31 protein-coding genes and 1 tRNA gene are annotated in these 14,660 nt (G+C 65.3%); 3 read left to right on the forward strand and 29 right to left on the reverse strand.

Annotation, left to right across the window (positions count from 1 at the left end; translation table 11 throughout):
- Positions 1–28 precede the first annotated feature (28 nt).
- Positions 29–694, reverse strand: coding sequence for a TetR/AcrR family transcriptional regulator (locus tag FHS96_RS24520; RefSeq protein WP_429598170.1), 666 nt, complete (start codon positions 692–694; stop codon positions 29–31).
- A gap of 66 nt (positions 695–760) precedes the next feature.
- Positions 761–1,891 carry an aminotransferase class I/II-fold pyridoxal phosphate-dependent enzyme gene (locus tag FHS96_RS24525; protein WP_429598172.1) on the reverse strand — a complete coding sequence of 377 codons (1,131 nt, stop codon included), beginning with the start codon at positions 1,889–1,891 and terminating at the stop codon, positions 761–763.
- 101 nt (positions 1,892–1,992) lie between these two features.
- On the opposite strand from FHS96_RS24525, the gene FHS96_RS24530 reads away from it, so the two are divergent.
- The 3 genes from FHS96_RS24530 to FHS96_RS24540 all read left to right on the forward strand — a co-directional run bounded on the left by FHS96_RS24530 (position 1,993) and on the right by FHS96_RS24540 (position 3,316).
- Positions 1,993–2,394: an EVE domain-containing protein gene (locus FHS96_RS24530; RefSeq protein WP_429598174.1), complete on the forward strand. Its 402-nt coding sequence runs from the start codon at positions 1,993–1,995 to the stop codon at positions 2,392–2,394.
- Positions 2,395–2,472: 78 nt separating this feature from the next.
- Positions 2,473–2,922 carry a hypothetical protein gene (locus FHS96_RS24535; protein WP_429598176.1) on the forward strand — a complete coding sequence of 150 codons (450 nt, stop codon included), beginning with the start codon at positions 2,473–2,475 and terminating at the stop codon, positions 2,920–2,922.
- Positions 2,923–3,103: 181 nt separating this feature from the next.
- The gene (locus FHS96_RS24540; protein ID WP_429598178.1) at positions 3,104–3,316 is read left to right on the forward strand and encodes a hypothetical protein; all 213 of its coding nucleotides are present in this window, start codon (positions 3,104–3,106) and stop codon (positions 3,314–3,316) included.
- Here FHS96_RS24540 and FHS96_RS24545 read toward each other — a convergent pair.
- The 27 genes from FHS96_RS24545 to FHS96_RS24675 all read right to left on the reverse strand — a co-directional run bounded on the left by FHS96_RS24545 (position 3,305) and on the right by FHS96_RS24675 (position 14,584).
- A tRNA-Gly gene (locus FHS96_RS24545) sits at positions 3,305–3,378 on the reverse strand. The genes FHS96_RS24540 and FHS96_RS24545 overlap by 12 nt on opposite strands.
- 130 nt (positions 3,379–3,508) lie before the next feature.
- On the reverse strand, positions 3,509–3,958 hold the full coding sequence (locus tag FHS96_RS24550; protein ID WP_429598180.1) for a hypothetical protein: 450 nt from the start codon (positions 3,956–3,958) through the stop codon (positions 3,509–3,511).
- Entirely contained in the window at positions 3,948–5,234 is a 1,287-nt protein-coding gene (locus FHS96_RS24555; protein ID WP_429598182.1) for a hypothetical protein, read from the reverse strand. The genes FHS96_RS24550 and FHS96_RS24555 overlap by 11 nt, the downstream gene beginning before the upstream one ends.
- Positions 5,227–5,463 carry a hypothetical protein gene (locus FHS96_RS24560; RefSeq protein ID WP_429598184.1) on the reverse strand — a complete coding sequence of 79 codons (237 nt, stop codon included), beginning with the start codon at positions 5,461–5,463 and terminating at the stop codon, positions 5,227–5,229. Before FHS96_RS24560 ends, FHS96_RS24555 begins: the two co-directional genes overlap by 8 nt.
- A gap of 75 nt (positions 5,464–5,538) precedes the next feature.
- Positions 5,539–5,799 carry a hypothetical protein gene (locus FHS96_RS24565; protein ID WP_429598186.1) on the reverse strand — a complete coding sequence of 87 codons (261 nt, stop codon included), beginning with the start codon at positions 5,797–5,799 and terminating at the stop codon, positions 5,539–5,541.
- Positions 5,796–6,152 (reverse strand): hypothetical protein, encoded by a 357-nt coding sequence (locus tag FHS96_RS24570; RefSeq protein ID WP_429598188.1) that lies wholly within the window; start codon positions 6,150–6,152, stop codon positions 5,796–5,798. The genes FHS96_RS24565 and FHS96_RS24570 overlap by 4 nt, the downstream gene beginning before the upstream one ends.
- A complete protein-coding gene (locus FHS96_RS24575) occupies positions 6,149–6,469 on the reverse strand; it encodes a hypothetical protein (RefSeq protein ID WP_429598190.1) in 321 nt (106 codons plus the stop codon). Before FHS96_RS24575 ends, FHS96_RS24570 begins: the two co-directional genes overlap by 4 nt.
- On the reverse strand, positions 6,466–6,714 hold the full coding sequence (locus tag FHS96_RS24580; protein ID WP_429598192.1) for a hypothetical protein: 249 nt from the start codon (positions 6,712–6,714) through the stop codon (positions 6,466–6,468). Before FHS96_RS24580 ends, FHS96_RS24575 begins: the two co-directional genes overlap by 4 nt.
- Positions 6,711–7,139 carry a Lar family restriction alleviation protein gene (locus FHS96_RS24585; RefSeq protein ID WP_429598194.1) on the reverse strand — a complete coding sequence of 143 codons (429 nt, stop codon included), beginning with the start codon at positions 7,137–7,139 and terminating at the stop codon, positions 6,711–6,713. Before FHS96_RS24585 ends, FHS96_RS24580 begins: the two co-directional genes overlap by 4 nt.
- A complete protein-coding gene (locus tag FHS96_RS24590; RefSeq protein WP_429598196.1) occupies positions 7,132–7,362 on the reverse strand; it encodes a hypothetical protein in 231 nt (76 codons plus the stop codon). The genes FHS96_RS24585 and FHS96_RS24590 overlap by 8 nt, the downstream gene beginning before the upstream one ends.
- Positions 7,359–7,868 carry a hypothetical protein gene (locus FHS96_RS24595; RefSeq protein ID WP_429598198.1) on the reverse strand — a complete coding sequence of 170 codons (510 nt, stop codon included), beginning with the start codon at positions 7,866–7,868 and terminating at the stop codon, positions 7,359–7,361. Before FHS96_RS24595 ends, FHS96_RS24590 begins: the two co-directional genes overlap by 4 nt.
- A gap of 15 nt (positions 7,869–7,883) precedes the next feature.
- Positions 7,884–8,459, reverse strand: a complete 576-nt coding sequence (locus FHS96_RS24600; protein WP_429598200.1) for a hypothetical protein — start codon at positions 8,457–8,459, stop codon at positions 7,884–7,886.
- Between the two features lie 111 nt (positions 8,460–8,570).
- The gene (locus tag FHS96_RS24605) at positions 8,571–8,849 is read right to left on the reverse strand and encodes a hypothetical protein (RefSeq protein WP_429598202.1); all 279 of its coding nucleotides are present in this window, start codon (positions 8,847–8,849) and stop codon (positions 8,571–8,573) included.
- Complete coding sequence (locus tag FHS96_RS24610; RefSeq protein ID WP_429598204.1) at positions 8,846–9,046, reverse strand: hypothetical protein; 201 nt, start codon at positions 9,044–9,046, stop codon at positions 8,846–8,848. The genes FHS96_RS24605 and FHS96_RS24610 overlap by 4 nt, the downstream gene beginning before the upstream one ends.
- Positions 9,043–9,678 (reverse strand): hypothetical protein, encoded by a 636-nt coding sequence (locus FHS96_RS24615; protein ID WP_429598206.1) that lies wholly within the window; start codon positions 9,676–9,678, stop codon positions 9,043–9,045. The genes FHS96_RS24610 and FHS96_RS24615 overlap by 4 nt, the downstream gene beginning before the upstream one ends.
- Positions 9,675–10,508 (reverse strand): hypothetical protein, encoded by an 834-nt coding sequence (locus FHS96_RS24620; protein ID WP_429598208.1) that lies wholly within the window; start codon positions 10,506–10,508, stop codon positions 9,675–9,677. Before FHS96_RS24620 ends, FHS96_RS24615 begins: the two co-directional genes overlap by 4 nt.
- Before the next feature lie 12 nt (positions 10,509–10,520).
- The gene (locus tag FHS96_RS24625) at positions 10,521–10,871 is read right to left on the reverse strand and encodes a helix-turn-helix domain-containing protein (RefSeq protein ID WP_429598210.1); all 351 of its coding nucleotides are present in this window, start codon (positions 10,869–10,871) and stop codon (positions 10,521–10,523) included.
- A complete protein-coding gene (locus FHS96_RS24630; protein WP_429598212.1) occupies positions 10,871–11,128 on the reverse strand; it encodes a hypothetical protein in 258 nt (85 codons plus the stop codon). The genes FHS96_RS24625 and FHS96_RS24630 overlap by 1 nt, the downstream gene beginning before the upstream one ends.
- On the reverse strand, positions 11,128–11,367 hold the full coding sequence (locus tag FHS96_RS24635) for a DUF2312 domain-containing protein (protein WP_429598214.1): 240 nt from the start codon (positions 11,365–11,367) through the stop codon (positions 11,128–11,130). The genes FHS96_RS24630 and FHS96_RS24635 overlap by 1 nt, the downstream gene beginning before the upstream one ends.
- A gap of 123 nt (positions 11,368–11,490) precedes the next feature.
- Positions 11,491–11,748, reverse strand: a complete 258-nt coding sequence (locus tag FHS96_RS24640; protein WP_429598216.1) for a hypothetical protein — start codon at positions 11,746–11,748, stop codon at positions 11,491–11,493.
- A complete protein-coding gene (locus tag FHS96_RS24645; RefSeq protein WP_429598218.1) occupies positions 11,741–12,145 on the reverse strand; it encodes a hypothetical protein in 405 nt (134 codons plus the stop codon). Before FHS96_RS24645 ends, FHS96_RS24640 begins: the two co-directional genes overlap by 8 nt.
- On the reverse strand, positions 12,142–12,507 hold the full coding sequence (locus FHS96_RS24650; protein WP_429598220.1) for a hypothetical protein: 366 nt from the start codon (positions 12,505–12,507) through the stop codon (positions 12,142–12,144). Before FHS96_RS24650 ends, FHS96_RS24645 begins: the two co-directional genes overlap by 4 nt.
- Positions 12,508–12,789: 282 nt before the next feature.
- Positions 12,790–12,981: a hypothetical protein gene (locus FHS96_RS24655; protein ID WP_429598222.1), complete on the reverse strand. Its 192-nt coding sequence runs from the start codon at positions 12,979–12,981 to the stop codon at positions 12,790–12,792.
- A gap of 2 nt (positions 12,982–12,983) precedes the next feature.
- A complete protein-coding gene (locus FHS96_RS24660) occupies positions 12,984–13,328 on the reverse strand; it encodes a hypothetical protein (RefSeq protein ID WP_429598224.1) in 345 nt (114 codons plus the stop codon).
- Positions 13,325–13,726, reverse strand: coding sequence for a hypothetical protein (locus FHS96_RS24665; protein WP_429598226.1), 402 nt, complete (start codon positions 13,724–13,726; stop codon positions 13,325–13,327). Before FHS96_RS24665 ends, FHS96_RS24660 begins: the two co-directional genes overlap by 4 nt.
- 82 nt (positions 13,727–13,808) lie before the next feature.
- Positions 13,809–14,204, reverse strand: a complete 396-nt coding sequence (locus tag FHS96_RS24670; RefSeq protein ID WP_429598228.1) for a hypothetical protein — start codon at positions 14,202–14,204, stop codon at positions 13,809–13,811.
- Complete coding sequence (locus FHS96_RS24675; RefSeq protein WP_429598230.1) at positions 14,201–14,584, reverse strand: helix-turn-helix domain-containing protein; 384 nt, start codon at positions 14,582–14,584, stop codon at positions 14,201–14,203. Before FHS96_RS24675 ends, FHS96_RS24670 begins: the two co-directional genes overlap by 4 nt.
- Positions 14,585–14,660: the final 76 nt, after the last annotated feature.

Raw genomic sequence — 14,660 nt, forward strand, 5'->3', positions numbered from 1 at the left:
TCTCTCCCTTATGTTCCCACGCCCGCGCTCAGCCGCGGCTGACTGCCAGCGCATCGAGCACCGTTTCCAGCGCGGGCCGCCAGTCGACCGCCGCCGCCTCGTCGGCATAGGCGTCAGCAGCGGCGCGCAGGTGCGGCAGTTCATCCTCGTCCCAAGCGGCCAGCGCGGCGGCGAGTTCGCGCGCCTGGCTGGTGTCGCGCGCGGCGAGCGCCGCGAAATGATGCGCGGCCACCGCGGCGCCGAGCACGATCTTGGTGACGGCGCGATACAGCGCCATCGCCTCGTCTCGATCGAAACCGCGCGCGGCAAGCGCGCCCAGGAAGCCGTCGACGAACTCCAGTTCCACCGCGATGCCCCAGCGCGCCTCGATGAAGCCGATCACAAGCGCCGGTTCCTGCCCGACCGAACTAAACAGCGACGCAGCATAATCGCGCACGATCTCCTGCCAGGGCTGGCCCACATCCGCCGGCGCGGACCGGATCGCGCGCCGCCCCGCCGCCAGCCGGATCAGCGCCTCGCGGCTTTCGACATAGCGATAGACCGTGGCAATGCCGACCCCGAGGCGCGCCGCCAGATCCTTCATGTTGAGCTCGGCCAGCCCCATGTCGATGGCGGTATCGAGCAGCCGGTCGAGCGTCAGGCGGCGCGGACGACCGACGGAACGGGAAGAAGGGGCGCGATCTCCGGTTGGCACGGCGTGCATCTTCCCGATGCGGGGCGGCGGATCAAGCGATCTGTGGAGGTTGGCCGTTCCGTGCCTTTACCCCGCCGCGGCGAACCAGGGTGTCAGCCGGTCGAGCGCCTGCTCCACGCGATCGGTGGAAACCGCGAAGCTGAAGCGGATGAAGCGGTTGCCGTCGACCGGATCGAAATCGACGCCGGGCGCGGTGGCGACCGCGGTGTCGCGCAGCAGCCGCGCGCAGAAGGCAAGGCTGTCGTCGGTCAGGTGGCCGATATCGGCGTAGATGTAGAAGGCGCCATCCGGCGGCGCGATGCGGCGCAGGCCGAGCGCGGGCAGCGCCTCCAGCAGCAGCGCGCGATTGCGGCGATAGGTATCGACATGCCCCTCAAGCTCGTCGCGGCAGTCGAACGCGACGAGGCCGGCATGCTGGCTGAGCGAGGGCGGCGTCAGGAACAGATTGCCCATCCGCGCGCGTGCCGCGGCGATCATTTCAGGCGGCACCACCAGCCAGCCGAGGCGCCATGCCGCCATGCTGAAATATTTGGAGAAGCTGTTGATGATGAACGCGTCGGGCGAGAATTCGAGCAGTGAGCGCGCCGGCTCGACATAGGAAAGGCCGTGATAGATCTCGTCGGAAAGGATGCGGATGCCGCGCCGCGTGCAGACCTCGGCGATCGCGCGCAATTCCTCGGCGTCGATGATCGTGCCGGTGGGATTGGCGGGGCTCGCGACGATCACGCCATCGGGCGCGGGATCGAGCGCCTCGATCGCCGCGCCGCTGATCTGGAAACGCTCGGCCGAACCGCATGGGATCTCGACCGGCTCCATCGACAACGCCTTCAGCGCGTTGCGATAGGCGACATAGCCCGGCCGCGCGAGCGCCACGCGGGCACCCGGCGCGAAGGCGCAGGTCAGCGCGAGCACGAAGGCGGGCGATGCGCCGCAGGTCAGGATCACCTGTTCGGGATCGACGACCGCGCCATGCTGCTCGGCATAATGCGCCGCGATGCGCTCCTTCAGCAACGGGCTTTCCCAATAGCCCATGCCGTCGGTGTCGAGCACATGATGCGCCAGTTCGATCGCCTTGCGCGGCGCGCCGGTGGAGGGCTGACCGAACTCCATATGGATCACCGGATGGCCTTCCACCGCCATGCGGTGAGCGATGCGGCTGATGGCGATTGCGTGAAACTGGTCGATTTGCGCGGTCATGCACGCCCCCTAGCGACGGACGTCCGCCACCACCAGCAGTCGTTGAGTCGCGCCGCGCGACATGGCAAGCCTGCGCCGGACGACGAGAAAGGGGAACCGCGATGGCCTATTGGCTGATGAAGTCCGAACCCGAATCCTATAGCTGGGAACAGTTCGTCAAGGACGGCAGCACCGAGTGGGACGGTGTCCGCAACAACGCCGCACGGCTGCACCTGAAGGCGATGGTCCCCGGCGACCAAGCCCTGTTCTACCACAGCGGCGATGCCAAGGCCGCGGTCGGCATCATGGAAATCAGCCGCGGCCCGCAGGCCGATGGCGAGGACGGCCAATGGATTTCGGTGCAGGTGAAGCCGGTGGCGCCGCTCGCGAAACCGGTGACGCTCAAGGAAATGAAGGCCGAGCCCAAACTGGCTGAGATGCAGATGATCCGCCAGTCGCGGCTGTCGGTTTCGCCTGTCACCGATGCGGAGTGGAAGGTGCTGATCGAGTTGGCAAAGACCTAAGCCATCGCAAAAGAACAGAAGAGCATTGTTGACGAGCATAGTCGAATTCGCGGAACTGGCGTCGTCATGGAGGGGCAGATGAAAGCAGACACCGACTTAGCGTCGACAATCAAAATCGTGGCCTGCGTGTTTGTTGGCATCTGCTTGTTCGCGGCGGTTGCCGCCGTCGTTCTCGCACGGGCAGGATGGAGACCCGAAGCTCCAGCGCTGCCCCCAGTAGAAGACACACCTGCCTCTCATGCGCCGATCGCCGCAGACGCCATCCATAGGTATAAGCCAGAAGATTACCCACGTCTCTATGCCAAGATGGGCGATGATGCATTTCTGTACGCCAACACGCTGATGCGTGGCGCGGCAGAAAAGGCTGCTACTTTTGAAGAATGCGACCGTGTCGACGCGATTTCGATCTCCAGCAAGTCGACCGCTCGAATGCTGCAATGGTTCGCCGACTGTGCAAACGGCAGGCGGGTCCGGATACAGTCGCAAATTAAGGCTGGAGGCAACGAATTCCGCGCATGGGTCGACTGAGCGGCTTTGCTCAATCCACACCATGTGCAGTCATCGCCGCGCACAGTCGATGGACAACAAGGCCGCCTCGCTAGCGTTCCCGCGTTTGATGACTAGCTGATGCCTTATGCGCAAGTGGGATCATGTCTTGATGTTCATCTAGGGATCGAGGTTGTGATTCGCCTGGCAATAGATGCACCGTGTGGAAGCGATCGGCCATAAAAAGTTGCCGATTACCGACATCTACTCCATCCCCGATACTGCTAATCTGAGGCTTGCGCTGGCGGTCACAGAGACGATCATTGATGAGATTGAAGCGCCGCGTCCTGGAGCGTTTTCCCGCCTTACTGCAGCGTTCCTGCACGCCGGCTTGCGCGTCACTGGAGAAACCGTTGGATATCAATGGAGCGGGTGAAGGGAATCGAACCCTCGTCGTAAGCTTGGGAAGCTTCTGCTCTACCATTGAGCTACACCCGCAAACCCGCAGAAATCCTAGGATTTTGGCCTAGAGTCCTCTGGTATTCCGACGCTTCCGACGTCGGAATTCCGACGATGGCAGCGCGGGAGCTTCATTGGCGGGCGCTGACGGCGCTGTCAACAGGGCGTGTCAGAACGGAATATCGCACTCAACTTGGCCGCAGCAGCAGCAAAGCCCTGCAGCCAACCACGCGGCTTCCTGCCTGGCTTTCTCTTGTCGCCTTTGTGCCGCCTCCTGCTCGGCTGCCGCACGCTCGCGATCGATGTGCGCGTCGAGATCGTACCCATCTACTATGGCGGCGGCGAACGTCATGGCGTGCGCCACAAGCTGCTCTCGTCCAGCTTTGGCCAAGCTGCGCTTAGGGATGGCGGTCCAATGCACCTCCAGCGGGTGACTGTCCCTGCGATACCTTTCCGGCAGACTGCGGACATCTATGAGGCGGTCATGGAACTCCCGATTGGCATCTGGCGTCAGGCCGTACCAAAACTCCATCGGGAAACTCTGCTTGTAGACGTGATAGATCTTCCGGCCGGCCGCCAGGATAAAGCCGTCACGCCCAGCGGCGCTCTCATTGGCCATTGGCTTGCTCCTTCGTCTTGGGCTGGGCCCGTGCGGTGCTGAGGGCGATGGCGCGGGCGGCCATGCCGGTGGTGCGGGGCATGTAGACTTCGAGGATCTTCTTCGTCTCGTCGAGGCTGTGGCCGGTGATCGCGGCGATCAGATGATCGGCGAGGCCGAGCTCGCCGAGCATGACGACGCCGGTGCGGCGGTAGTCGCGGAACTGCAGGTCGTCGAGCTCGGCCGCCAGCGCGGTGTCGCCCGCCTTCTTCGCGGCCGCGATCGCGGCATCGCGCATTTCGGCGAAGCGGCGCTGGAATGCGGTCTGGCCGCTGCTGCGCGTCCATGCGCGGCCGTCGCGATCGTCGACGAACAGCTGCAGCTTTCCCTCCGCCTTGCGCTTGGCGATCTCCGCCTCCATGCGGTCGCGCAGCGGGCCGACGATCGGCACGCCGATCCAGCGCTTGCCCTTCCGCTGGCGGATCTCAATCCCCATGATCCGGCCATCGTCGTGCATGCGGGCCAGCGTCTCGGCGACGTCGGCATCCATCATGTAGGCCGGTATCTCCTTGTACTGGCCGATCGACAGATGGAGCATGTCCGCCTGGCGCTGGCAGAAGAACGGCGCGAGCGCGATGGTGAGGGCGAGGCTGGGCGCTCCGTCCGCGCCGGCGATGTCCTCGATCGCGGCGCGCGCGGCGGGGCTCCACACCTGGTCGCGCGGCGGCGGGGTTGAAATGCCCGGATTGATTGCGGGGTTTTCCGCGATCCAACCCTCGTCGACGCCGAACTGCAGCAGGGTGCGCAGCACGCGGAGCGTGGCGTGCGCGCCATGGTGGCGGACCTCGCCCTTGCGCGGACCTTCGGCGATCGGGGTCAACAGCGCGTCGCGCAGCACGCGAACGCGCTTGCGGTCGATCGCGGCCAGCGGGGTGCGGCCGTCCTCCGCCCAGGCCTCGATCGTGCGCAGCTTCGATTTGTATTCGCGCTGCGTGTTGTCGGCGAGACCGCCCTCGCCTGCCGGCCGAAACTTGGCCTTCTCGAACGCAGTGATCAGCGCGCCGACGGTCTTCGCCTCGACATGCTTGGCCACCGTCTTGGGCTTGGCGCCGCCGGCGCGCCATGCGTCGACCTGCCGATTGCGATCGATCGCGACCTTGATCGCCTGCTGGATGTCGCGGCCCAGCGCGAGCGGCTTCCACCCGGCCTTGCGCAGCGCCGGCGACGGCTGCCAGTAATAGGCGGGGCCGGCGGCCGTCTTCTTGGCGGTGAGATACTGGATATCGAGCTTAGCCATCGGCCCGCTCCGGCCCGTCGATCTTGGCGATCAGGTCACGGCAGTCCGCCATCATGGTGTGGAGCGCGGCGGCCATGTCCTTCATGAAACCGTCGTGCACGATCATCTCGCCTGACAGCAGCTTGCGGATGGTGCGATCGGTCACGTCCAGCGCCTTTGCGGTGGCGCGCTGGCCGCCGAGCAGGTCGACGCCTCTGGAAAAAACCTCGAGCTTTTCATCTGGGTTCATGTGCGGTCCTTTCGACCCTTCGCGCGGCCGATACCGCGCGGCGTTAGTTCCTATAAAGCGGCCCTAGCGGGGGCGTCAAGCGGCATGTCGTGCGGATCGTCGGTCCGCGGCTGTCTTGCTGCGCTCGGCCTTGCGAAGCCGCGCGCGGATATCCTTCCGGTTCGCAACGACACGTTCGTAATCATCGTCAATGCACATCGACGCGTAGCGCAACGCTTCCAGTTCGGTGCTGAAATGCTGTTCGCCGCTGCTGATCCCGCCGACCACAAAGGGCACACCTTCTTCAACGTAGATGCCGTCGTCAGCGCGGCCGACGATCCAACCCTCGCCGCTCATGCCGGCGCTGCCTCTCCATTGGCCGCATCGGAAAACACGGTGGGCCAGCCGGTGAATTCCATGGCCGACTGGCGGGTCTCCTCCCACATACCATCGATCGCTTCGTGCAGGCCGCGGCGGAGATCGGCCTCGGTGGCGCCGAGCCGGGGCGGCATGGTCTGGTAGGCGTAGCAGGCGAGGCCGACCAGACCGGCGACCGACACACCGATCGCGACGGGGAACGGCAGGTCGAGCATGTTCCGCTCGATCTCTGCCAATAGGGCCTGCTGCAGTTGCATCCGGGCAGCGTCGCACCGCTCGTCCGTCATCATGTCGTGCAGCTGCTCGCGGGTATACTCGGGCTGCTCGGTCATCCCTGCACTCCCTCAACGATGCCGAGCTCGGCGGCGGTGGGGCCGCGGAAGTCGGGCAAGGTTTCCTCGAATATCTGGAAGATGGCCTTCCAGATCTCGGTCGCGTTCTGCCCGTTGTCGATGGCCTCGCGATACCCGAAGGCGGCCACCTCGCAGAGCAGGTTGGCGCAAGCGGAAACGCCGACCATGATGGCTTCGTGGCCGCTGGGCATCAGCAGCATGTGACGGCCGAGAATTTCATGGAACTGGTCGCCGACGTGCTGCGCCATATCGTTGATGCGGCGGCCGACGACTTCGGCTTCGGTAGCGGTGGTCATGAAAGCACTCCCCTGCCGATCGCCCATGCGAGGACAAGCCAGCCAAGGGCGATCAGCGCGGGGCCGAGTATGTGTCTGGCTTCGTAGAGGAAGACGTGCAGCCGGTGCTGCCGGCTCCAGATCTCGTCGAGCTTGAAGGCAAGCCGGAACAGCGGCACCAGGGCGACGCAGCACAGCAGCACGCCGGCGATCGCCAGCAGGATCACGCCGGTGCCGGCGATGATCTGCAGGGCGATGTCGATCATTCGGATACGTCCGCGATCTTTATGCTGAACGTATGCTCTCCGGAGATTTGCTCGGTAGGATTGGCGCGGGTGTTCCATGCCCTCCGCGCCTCTGCCTGAGTGGCGAATGTCTGGAGCGTCTGAAAACCCATGCAATTGCCCGCGGGATCTACGCAGCCGATTGACCATCGTCCGTTTTCGAGGTGTTCGTAGTCGGCTTCGCTGTCGCAAAACGGGCAGGATTTCAGAACGCCAGCCACGCGATCCTCGATCATTTTCCAGACCGGCTCGTATTCCGGCCAGTCGCTCTCGACGACGGCGCATTCGACGATGCCTATGCCCTGCTCGGTGAGCAGGGCACGAACCGCAGTTTCCTGACTGTCGTCGAGGTGCTTGCGCTTGATGACGATGTAGCGCTCTTCGCGCACGAACGGGGTGTCAGCCATTGCTCTTGTCCTCGATCTTTACGCGGATCACGAGCTCGCGCTCGGCGCGCTCGAAAATTACGTGGTCAAGCACGCGCGTGGCGATGCCGCCGATGGACTGGCGGACGCGATCGGTGACGCGCTGCTGGATGCCGGCGATCTCTTCGTCGGCAATCCTCGCCGTTTCCCGCGCTATAGCCTCCGCTACAGCGCGGGAGAGGATGTCATCGGTGCGGCTGCTCATCCCAGCTTCCTCCGGTAGAAGGCGATGCGGCTTTCGCGGCGGGCGACGTAGATGGCCGCGGCCTTCTGACGGCTGGCGATCAGGCGCAGGATGGCGTCCAGCGTCATGCCCTTGAACTGGCTGTAGTTGCGGCGGGCCTGAGCCTTTTTTGTCGTGTAGGCGTCGCGATCGGCGCCGTAGTGGCGCACCGCCACCTCGATGTCGGCGGCGACGCCATCGATCTCAAGCCGGCGGTGGAGCGGGCCGACGCGGGTGATCAGCAGCGCGGCCGGGCCAGCCATGAAGAACGGGATGATCGTCCACAGCAAAAGCTGCAGGGCGATGCCGGCGGCCAGCGCGGGGATCCAGAACCGCGCCTTGAAGCACCATTCCCGATACTCCTGGATCATGATCGCGGCGGGGCAAGGCACCCCGCGCTTGATCACGATGCGGATCGGGTTGTTGGAGGCGTTGGCGCTGTGCTGGTCGACGACGAAGGTCGGGGGGAGCCATGCGATCATGGTCATGATGGCGCGCTCCCCTCAGCCGTGGCCGATGGCGCGCATGATGTCGCTGTGTTCCTGCCCGCCGCCGCTGTCGTTGGGATGGCCGATCGCCGACATGACAGCGCCATGTTCCTGCTGCGCCCCGGTCGATGCGGCCGTCTGCGTGGTGCCGGCCATGCTGGCGGCGGCCCGCGCCGGCCTGGGGAGCCGTTCGGGGAAGTTGACCTTGGCGCTGGTGCGGTTGAACTTGGAGACGATCGCAGCGGCAAGGTCGATGTTCTCGCTCGCCGCCAGAATGTCGAGATAGATCGCGATGTCGGCGAGCTCGTCCGCCAGCGCCGTGCGCAGTTCCTCAGCATTGACGAAGTTTCCGACAATGCTGTCGCGGTCGCGGTTGAGCTTCTTTGCGATGTTCATCGCCTCACCGACCTCGCCACCCAGCGCCGTCATCCAGTCGCTGAGCGACCATTCGTTGATGCCGCGGGGGTGCCAGCGCATGCAGCGCGACATGTTCGCAGTGCGCAACTGAGCGAAGGTCAGAGGTACGGCGTCGTCAAGTCGGAGCGTGCCGTTTTCGATCGCGTCGGCAATCGCGAAAGTGATGTCAGCCATCAACATCTGCGGCGGCACGCCGTATCGAGCAGCATTCCTCGCGGCGCCCTCGGCGGCTTTAGATGCGATATCAATAATTCGTTGGTCATAACTCATCTTCACTCTCCCTCTTCAACTAAAGGTTGCGCGGTAAAGGCGTTCGAGGCGGGGCAGCATCTGGCGGGTGATGCTGAAATCGTTCGCATGATCGCCGGCGATGAAGAGCTCGACCGCGAAGTCGTGGGGCTCACTTTCACTGCAGGCGAGCTCGGCCCGTGCCGCCTCAAAAAGCGCCGATGCGCAGGTGGGATTGCGCATCGGCAGGTTTGATTGGGTGAAGCCCTGTTCGTCGTCGTCGCGCACGCCGTACACGTGCAGGCCGGTGCGGCAGGGGCGATAGCCGGCGGTCATTCGACTTCCCAGAACTGGCGGCCGCTGTCGCCGGGCTTCGCCTCGGGGAACGTGGCGCGGATCCGGCCGCGGCGCTGCAGCTCAACGATCGCGTCGTTCGCGGATCCGTAGCCGAATTCGTCTGCCAGTTCGGAAGCCAGCACGGGCCGGCGCTGGCGACGGATCCAATCGAACATCTGGCCAAACTCGTCGCTCATGCTGCCTCCTGGCTGATCCAGTGATCGGGGCCGGCGAGCATCGGCAGGCCGTCGATCGTGACGATGGGGCGGGCCCAGATCTCGCCGGCGGCGCGGGCGGCATCTTCGTGCGCGCGGGCGGCGCGCAGGTGGTCGAAGGCGCGCGGGTGCGGATCCTCGGGGCTGGCGAAGGTGAGGGTTTCGGCGCCGTTCGCCTCTTCATCGATGTCGACGCCGTCGATCCAGTAGAACAGGTGGGCGGCCTCGATCGCCGCCATCCGGTCGGCGGCTTCGTCCTCGATCAGCCGGTGATTGGCGATGCGCTGGGGCCAGTTGCGCCGGCGCATGAAGATGTCACGGCGGAGCTCGTTGACCTTCTGACGCCATGGCAGTTGGGTGGCGTGGCCGCGGATGCCCTCGCCGATGTCGGTCAGGCGCTCGATCAGGCGGTGCGCCTCTTTCGGATCCAGCGCGCCCTTTGAGACCATTTTCGGATAGGTGGCGTGGCGGTGGGCCAGCTCGGTTTCGATCTCCCGCAGGATGTCGGCGCGGTCGATCGACCAGGGCGGCCGGCGCGAGAGGCGGATGATGTGGTCGGCCTCGATCGGGTGCGCGATCGGCGCCGACATCATGGGGAAATCGAAGCCGATCATGCGGCGGGGCCGATGAAGGTCATCGAATGTTCGGTGCAGTAGCGGCGGAAAGCGGCTTCGTGCAGTTCGCCGGCCTTCATCTCGATGCTATGACCGACCGTGCCGCCCTTCCAAGAGCCCTTGCGCCTGCCGGTCTCCGCCGAGAAACGTATGTCGAGCGAGCGGCGGATCTGCGGCTTCCGGAAGATTGACAGCCAGCGGAATTTACCTTCGCCGAGGCGCCACTCCCGCTCTTCGATGCGGGTGGTTGCGGTGATCCGCTCGCCATCGAAATCGTCGAACGCGAAGCTGGCAACCGGGGCGGCAGCTTCGATCTGCTCTTTCTCGTCCCAGATCGCGCGCCGCTCTGCGTCCGTCAGCCCTTTGCGGGACCGATCCTTAATCGTGGCGACATGCTCGCCCTTCAGCCCGTAGAAGCTGCGCCGAACATGTCGCCACGAACGCCAAGGGAGGAAGTAAATCTTCGTCCGATCGGTTTCGCTGTCATGCGTCTGTGGGCCGTAATCGACATGAAGAGCGCCGGCGACGAACAGAAAGCCATAGCTGCGATGATGAACATCCCAATAGCCGCCGTTCGGGTTCTTCGACCATTCATAGTGGGATGTATCGACCCACTGCCTTGCCGGCCCGAACAGGCGTGGCAGGGCGGCGATCAGGGTGTGACCGAGCAGGTGCATGCGCAGTCGACAGCCGGCACGTTCGTCGTCGTCGCCGCTGTCAAGATAGGCGCCGAGGATACGCCTCTCGGACCGCGAGCCGCGGTTTTCATTGGCGTAGGTGAACGGGCCGAAAAATCGATCGTCATCGCTCCAGCGGATTGGGCGAGGCATTGGGTCAATCCTTCAAAAGGGCTCATGCCCGGCTGCATCGTCGAGCACGGCGTCGATCATGTTTTCGTCGACGACGGTTTCGAGGATGAGCCGGGCGAGGCTGTTGGGGTGGATGCCGCGTCGGGCGGCGGGCGGGCCCAGACGATCAAGGATATCGGTGGGCACGACGACGGTGCGTCCGCGTTCCTCGCTGGGGCGAGGCATGCGACGCGGCCGACTGCTGCCGGCTTCCAACGCGGAAACCGTCGAGACGGAAATGCCGATCGCGCGAGCGATCTGTGCGGTGGGGATCCCCTGCGCGCGCAGTCCATGCACCGCCTCGGTGCGGCTGCCATAGCCAAGCGTGGGTTTCGAAGCGCCCATCAGCCGACCCACCCCTCAAGATAGCGAGCGAGCGCGGCCTCGATCTGGCCGCGCTCGTCGTCCGTGCTGGTGTCGACCATCGCGAGCGCGATCTTGGCCGCGTCGCACAGCAGCTCGATCACTTCTTCGTGGCCGAAGGGCTCCGGATGGTCCGGGCCTTCGGCGGCGATCGCGGTGAGGGTGGCGCAGGCCTTCATCGCCTGCTTGGCGGCGAGCAGCGCGAGGCGGCGCAGCTCGGTGTCGTCTGGCGCCGGCATCAATCCAGCCCCAGCGCGGCTTTGTAGGTTTCCAGCAGGGCTTCGGCTTCGTCGCGGGCGTTCTTCTCCATGCGGCGGAGGCTGACGATGGAGCGCATCGTCTTGGTGTCGAAGCCGTTCGACTTGGCCTCGCTGTAAACATCCTTGATGTCGCCAGCGATGCCGGCCTTCTCTTCTTCCAGCCGTTCGATGCGCTCTATGAACAGGCGCAGTTGTTCGGCTGCGACGACGTCAGACATTGGCGTTGCTCCTGGGTTGAAACTGGGTGCGGCTCTCGCCGCGGCGCAGGGCCAGCAGGCAGGCGGCGCAGGGATGGTTGATCGCCGGCAGGCGCTCGTGGCGGCAGCTGGTGCAGGAGGGCTTCACTGCTTCGTAGCCGTCGAAGGCGCATGCGCGCCGCGGCCGTCGACGCGGTTCAGCCATTCGCGAACCATCGCGACCATGTCATCGCGGCTGCCGTTGCTGATGTAGTTGACGCGGCCGCCTTCCATCTTGCCGGCTTCGGCGATGAAGAGGGTGAAGACGACGCTGCTCTTGCCGTCCGGGTTGAAGGCGTGGTCGAGCGCGCTTGCGACCCCGTTCATCAAAGAACGGTGCTTTTTCTCGATCGGATCAACCATGGCTCGCCTCCCCTGCCGGCGCGAAGTCGAGCCGGTCGAGCAGCGCCCAAGCGAGCGCGGCGGCCTTGACGATGCAGGTGCGCGGATCCTGTTCGTCGAGCAGGTCCGTGTAGAGCGGCGCCGGATCCGCGGTGAGGCGGTCGACGGCGCCGAGCTCGGCGGCGAGCGCGGTCTCGGCGAGATCGAGGAAGGTGCGCATGTAGCGTACCAGGTCGATCGGGTGGCGGAGCTGGTCGTGCGCCAGGTCGAAACCGCGATCGTTGATCTGGGCGATACGCTCCGCGACGATCGTCGAGAGGCCTCGGCCTTCGATCACGCGCGCGACATCGTTATTGCTGTAGACGGCGACGGGGCGGCAACTGACGATCGCCAGCGTGTTTTCTGGATTGCGGATCATAGGGCTTCGGCCTTTGTGCGCCACGTCCAGCGGCGGCCTTCGCGGCGGATGCCGACGCGCCGGGCGACGTGTTGAATTTTCTCGATCGAGCGGTGCGGCAGCAGCGCCTGCACCGCCCGGGATCCCTGCGTCGGATAGACGCGACGGATGATCGCGACCTCCCTGCCGGTCCACATCTCGCGCTGTTCGGCCAGGCCGAGAAGCTTGGCGCGCATGTAGATCGCCATGCGGGTGCGGTGCGGGAGCGCGGCCATGGCGTGGTCCACCCCGTGGCGATAGGTCGCGCGCAGCGTGGCCTCTTCGGTGGTGGTCCATGGCTGCCGGTTGCGGGCGGCGGCGGAGCGTTGGTTCTCCGCGCTCATGGCAGGAGCGGCCTGACCGCGATGGCGATCGCCACCCAGGCGAGCGGGCCGCCGAAGATGCCGAGCGGTAACCAGAAGGGTGCTCCCTCCGCCAAGGGTTGGGGGGTCGTGCTGGCGGAGGGAGCGACGCGCGGTGGCTTGGTCGAGGGCGACCGCGCGTTTTCGAATTCGTTGACGATCATGGGATCACCGCGATCAGGGCGCCGATGCCGGCGCCGATGAGGATCATCGCGGCGAGGCACAGCGCCTCCGCCAGCGACGGGAGCGAGTGCCGATCGCCGGTCATCGCCGGCGACGTGCGAATTTCAGCCAATCGCGTGCCCAGCCTTCGGCCTTGCCGCGATCGGTGAAGGGCAGCGAGAGATCGCGGCCGCCATAGGTGACGGTGTGAACGTCGCCGAAGCTGGCGATCATCACCGACACGCCATGGCGGCGCGCGGCCTCTTCAATCTGGATGTCGGATGCGCGGGGCATCGTCAGTTCGTCCGCCGCTCGGCATCGTCGGCCGCACGCATGACGCTATCTGCGAGGCGGCGGGCTTCTGCCGGCGAGAAAAAGTAGACGAACCCGCGCCCGGCCGCGTCGCCCGGGTCCGCGCGGTTTGCGAGGATCAACGCGACCTCGACCTTTCCGGAAGCGTCCCGAAAGATGGCCTGGCTGGTGAGCTCCGCCTCGCTGAGAACAACGTCGCCAACCGGCTGAAGGTGGGCGATGCGATCGGGGCGTTTGGGGCGATCGCAGAAGTGGATGACGGGCGCGCCGGCCTGCCGATTTTCCACGCGCGCGCGCTTTAACTCAGGAAAGGGCGGCAGCTTGCTCATGCCCGCGCGCCTCCGAACAGGAGGCGGGCGCGCTCGTCGAGCGCGGACCCGTGGGCGGCGAGGTTGGCGGCCTCGACGGCGCCGGCGATCGGCGGCGGGGTTTCGTCGCCGTCGGCACGCCAGGCATCGACTGCCGGCTTGCTCCAGATCGCGCCGCGCTGGACGGCCTCGGGGCCGCGAAGGCGGCGCTCGCCGCGCATGTGGACGCTGATCGGCGGCGGGAAGCCGTCATGTTCGGTGAGGCGGCGGATCAGCGAGATCGCGCCGGCGACGTTCAGATCCTCGCGGCGCAGCAGCCGCTGAATGTCGTGCAGCCGATATTCCTCGGCGTGCCGTTCGAGACGGAGGCTGCCCAGCTCGCGCCGGCGCTCCGCAAAACGTGGGTGGATGTGTGGCATGGGGCCTCCGTTCGTGTGAACGGGGGCCTTGCTATTTCCAAAATGGCTAATTCGTCAAGCTACAAAATTTCCATTCTGGCAATCACTGCCCGATTGGCTTTCGGGCAAACGCATTTGCTACCGCCACCGGCAGCGCAGCAACAGCCAAGATGGATATCATCCGGGCGGCGATCACGACTGCGATCGGTAGTGCGAACGCGCCATCCGCGAGGCTGGTCAGGAAGGCTGAGACCGCGAAAGCAATGGCAACATCCACCCACCAGCGGCGAAAGGCCATGCATGCTGCAGCCGCGATCCAGCTAGTGGGATCGAGGACATAGGCGGCGCCGTGGCCGTAGAGGGCTGCAAACAGGGCAAAGGCCGCACGCGGCAACAGCTCAGCGATGCCGGCTAGAAGAATGCAGAAATTGATGAGCAAAAACGGGATCGGCCAACCAAGCTTCGCGACGATCTCGCGCGCCCGGTCGCCGGGGGTCAAGCCGCGTTGTCCAGCCTCTGCGCTCTGTCTGGAAGCATGGCATCGGCAACCTTGCGGAAGGTCTGCTGCTCTTCGCGCTGGGCAGCGCGATATCGCTCGACGATTTCCCGTTCCTCGGTGGTGAGGCGGTGGGGATTGTCGCGATCGGGCAACAGCTCGGCAGGTGCGACGCCGAGAAGCGGCGCGAGCCTGCGCATCCAGTCCTGATCCAGGCCGCGCGTGCCGAGCTCGACCTTATTGAGCGCGGACGGGGTGACGTTCGCACGGCGCGCCAATTCGACCTGGGTCATCCCCAAGGCTTCACGGATCTCCTTGATCCGGTTCGGTGCAGGCAACGCTTTCGTCACCGGCCGAATATAGACGATCTGGCAACTTCCCATATTGGCGTATTGCCATAGCACGCCGATCTGAAATATCCATAATGGAAATCTCGGCGGCAATGTGGAGTGCGCCAGC

This window comes from Sphingomonas zeicaulis, assembly GCF_050433225.1.
In the GTDB taxonomy this organism is placed as follows: Bacteria; Pseudomonadota; Alphaproteobacteria; order Sphingomonadales; family Sphingomonadaceae; genus Sphingomonas_D; species Sphingomonas_D zeicaulis.